The organism is Aliiruegeria lutimaris (assembly GCF_900099935.1).
Classification (GTDB): domain Bacteria; phylum Pseudomonadota; class Alphaproteobacteria; order Rhodobacterales; family Rhodobacteraceae; genus Tropicimonas; species Tropicimonas lutimaris.
The window spans coordinates 1-3365 of sequence record NZ_FNEK01000153.1; the positions used below are offsets into that span (position 1 = coordinate 1).

A 3365-nucleotide genomic window follows, 5' to 3' on the forward strand; every position below is an offset into this window, starting at 1 on the left:
AGATCTCCGGGCATGTAGTAGTTTTCCAGCAGAACTCGGTTCTTCATGGTCTGGTGCCAGCGCTCGATCTTGCCCTGTGTCTGAGGATGATGCGGAGGCGATGGGCGGCGGTTTCGTGGCCATGGTCGAGGAGAACGAGATCCGCGCGACGCTCTCGCCTTACGAGCGTGGCCGGATCGCGGTGGTCGCGGCAAGGGGCGGGGCCTTCGTCAATACCGAGGCCGCGGTGGAGGCGCTCTTCGCGGCCGCGTCCAAGGCCAAGCGCTCCAAGATCCGCTCCTTTGCGCAGCTTTTCGAGGAGCTGGGCGACCTGCTGCGCTTCCCGGAAATGCTGACGGAGAAACAGGGGCTGATACTTGCCACGGCGCTGCGCAATGGCGGCGAGGCGCCACTTCGTGATGCGCTGGAGCAGGGCGGGCCGGCGGGGACGATCGCCGAGGAATGGGGCCTGCTGGAGGCCGCCCTTGCCACGCTGGAGATGCCCGAGAGAAACCCGCGCCGCGGCGGCCGTCCGAAAAAGGCGCCGGCGGGCGGCGAGGGGGAGCGGATCCGGCTCTCCTCCGGCTTCACGCTGGTGCGCGACAGCGACGCGCGCGGGCCGCTGGTGCGGATCGAGGGCCGGGAGGTGGCGCCGGAGGTGATGGAGGACATCATCGAGAGCATCCGCCGCTGCCTGGAGGTTCGGTAGAGCATTTCGACTTGAACCTGGATCACCTATCGCTGTCTGAAATCAGAGATTTCAACGCAATAGGTGATGTTCGATGCATCAAGTTAAAGTCGATACGCTTTAGGCGCGGGGTTTCGTGGCGAAACCGGGGGTGAGGGGCGCGAATGAATAAGGCCCGCCCCTTTCGGGACGGGCCTTTGAGCGGCGTCAGCCTCAGATTCGGGATCAGCTGTTGCTGCCTTCATCCGAGTCTTGCGCGGATTTCAGCTGTACCAGCTCGGCCAGCGAATAATCGGCCGCATCAACACCGAGAGACGCGGCGAGCTGGGCATGTCCGGCGGAAACGCCGCTCTTGGTGGAAACGGAGAAGTTTTCGCCGGAGTCGTTGTTGCGGAGGAAGTTGGCGAAGGCGTGCTCGTCATCCTGCTCGGCTTTGATCAGGGAGAACTCGCGGACGGTCTCGGCATCGGCGCCGGAGATGCCGCCGGGGTTGGAGCGGATGGCATTGGCCTGGGCGTAGTTGCCATCTTCCAGCGCGCTGCGCAGCGAGATCAGCTCGGCGGTGGTGTAGACGCCGGGTTCGACATCGAGCTGCTGGGCCAGCTGGTCGGAGGCGAAAGCCGGGGCGGCCAGGGTCAGGGCGAGGGCGGTGGTCAGGGCGATGCGGTTCATGGGGATGGTCCTTTTCGATGCGTTTGGTCTTGATGCGGTTTGTGTTGCCGGCGCTGTCTGCGCCGTCGGTGAGGAGGAGATAGGGTCTCGTCTTTTGAACAAAAACAGCTAAGAAAAGCAGGGTTTTGTGCATAAATGCACATCACGCTCGGGCGAGCACCTCTTGGCAAATCCGTGTGCGGTACCATCCCGTGCAGGTGGCAATCGTGGGAAGAAATGCTGGAGGGCTGTCAGCATTTGCCGCCTGCGGCGGCGCCGGCCATGCGGCGGATTGGATCAAGGCGGGTCTTGCCGCGAAACCGGGCGAGGGGCGGGGCGCTCAGGGCTGGCCGCGCCGCTCGTACCATTTCCGGCAGAAGCCGAGGAAGGCCATCTCTGGGTTGCGCGGCTGGTCGGTGGCCCATCCGCGCCACTCGGCCTCGATCATGTGTATGTCCCAGCCGGGCGCGGCGCTGCGGGCCATATCGTAGACCTCCGGGTCGAGCGGCGGAATGGAAATCGTCGCGCCGGGATCGGCCCCGACGGTGCCGCGGCTGGTGGCCACGAGATGATCGCGCGTCTCGTCGATGCGGATATGGTAGTCGGGCATGTGGTCATATTCCGCGTCTTCCTTGGCGATGGCCGATATCAGCCGCCGGAATTCGCGCAGGGTGGAGCCCGACCCGCATTTCTTCTGCAGGACCTTCATCGAGCAACGCCATTCCTTCTGGCGCCCGCAATGCTTGCGCGCCAGCTCGTAGATGCGCCGCTCCAGCGGCTTGCGCAGGCGGAAATACTCGCGCGAGAGCGTCAGGACTTCCAGCGCGCGGATCGCGTTGAAAACCCAGTCCGAGAGCTTGACCTCGACCTCCTGCATGCGCCCTTCGCGGGTCTCGCGCACGATCTTGGCCCGTTCGATCAGCCCGAAGGTCTCGAAGATCTCCTTGCCGTCGGTGGTGATGTTGGTCGAGATCCGCGTGCCCGCCAGCCGCTCCATCGCCGCCTTGAGCAGCGTGTAGCCCCGGCCCGTCGTCATGCGGTTCGTGGCCTTGAGCAGGTCGGCGGCCTGGAAGCGGATCACCTGCTGCGGGTCCTTGCCCTCGTTCATGCCCTTGATCAGCGAGGAGATGCAGTGGTGCTGGCAGACAAATTCTAACCAGTCTCCGAATGGACAGTGAGCCTGTCCCTTATCCAGCGCAGAGTTGACGCCACTCGTCGAGAGCAGCGGCACGGTTCTTTTTGAAGTTGGCCCTAGATGAGAGGCAGCGCTCCGAATTAAAATGGTTGATAACCGAGGCGTCGATGGCGGCGAACATCTGCAAACTTCGCATTCGCCGGAAGCGTTGCATCGCTCGTTCTCGTCGTCGAAACGGCAAGTGGGAGTTTTCTGCCCGATTGTTGAGCCAGCGGCCTGTTTCCTGCCGATCGGCCGCACCGATTTCCCTCAGCGCAGCACTATAAGATCGGAGGCAGTCAGTCACGATCACTTCCGGCCGACCATAGCGCTTCATTGATTTTCTTAGGAATTTCAATGCTGCTTTCCGATCCCGCGTCTTTGTGACAAAGCTTTCGAGAACTTCGCCCTCATGATCGACAGCGCGCCAAAGGTAGTGGCGGTCGCCGTTGATCTTCACGAACATCTCGTCCAGATGCCATCGCCATTGTGGCCAGGAGCGCAACCGTTCGGCGCGTTTCTTCCAGATCTCAGAGGCGAACATGGGGCCAAACCGATGCCACCAGAAACGTACGGCCTCATGACTGACATCGATGCCCCGCTCATGCAGAAGGTCCTCGACATTGCGGAGCGACAGCGGGAAGCGAACGTACATCATTACCGCGAGGCGAATGATTTCACGGCTGGTCTTGAAGTATTTGAACGGGTCGCGTTTCGTCATCCTGGGACGCTACTCAGCCCCCTGCCCGGCGGCAAGCCAACTTCTTTTGACATCACCCGGCGCGGGCAACATCGTGAAGCGGCGGAAATACACACGACCGCAATTGTTCGCCCTGTTCCGGTCCCTGCCACCGTGCTTGGTTGGGATGGAGG

Annotated in this window: 4 protein-coding genes; 1 reads left to right on the forward strand and 3 read right to left on the reverse strand. The window is 62.5% G+C overall.

Annotated features, from left to right (window positions below; genetic code table 11):
• The first annotated feature begins 76 nt into the window (after positions 1 to 76).
• Positions 77 to 688: a hypothetical protein gene (locus tag BLR85_RS27915; RefSeq protein ID WP_170844819.1), complete on the forward strand. Its 612-nt coding sequence runs from the start codon at positions 77 to 79 to the stop codon at positions 686 to 688.
• Between the two features lie 204 nt (positions 689 to 892).
• Here the strand turns inward: BLR85_RS27915 and BLR85_RS27920 are convergent, their stop codons facing one another.
• The 3 genes from BLR85_RS27920 to BLR85_RS27930 all read right to left on the reverse strand — a co-directional run bounded on the left by BLR85_RS27920 (position 893) and on the right by BLR85_RS27930 (position 3213).
• Positions 893 to 1339: a hypothetical protein gene (locus BLR85_RS27920; protein ID WP_093165086.1), complete on the reverse strand. Its 447-nt coding sequence runs from the start codon at positions 1337 to 1339 to the stop codon at positions 893 to 895.
• A gap of 319 nt (positions 1340 to 1658) precedes the next feature.
• Positions 1659 to 2549 carry a replication initiator protein A gene (locus tag BLR85_RS27925; RefSeq protein ID WP_280138543.1) on the reverse strand — a complete coding sequence of 297 codons (891 nt, stop codon included), beginning with the start codon at positions 2547 to 2549 and terminating at the stop codon, positions 1659 to 1661.
• On the reverse strand, positions 2506 to 3213 hold the full coding sequence (locus BLR85_RS27930; protein ID WP_093165092.1) for an IS6 family transposase: 708 nt from the start codon (positions 3211 to 3213) through the stop codon (positions 2506 to 2508). The genes BLR85_RS27925 and BLR85_RS27930 overlap by 44 nt, the downstream gene beginning before the upstream one ends.
• Positions 3214 to 3365: the final 152 nt, after the last annotated feature.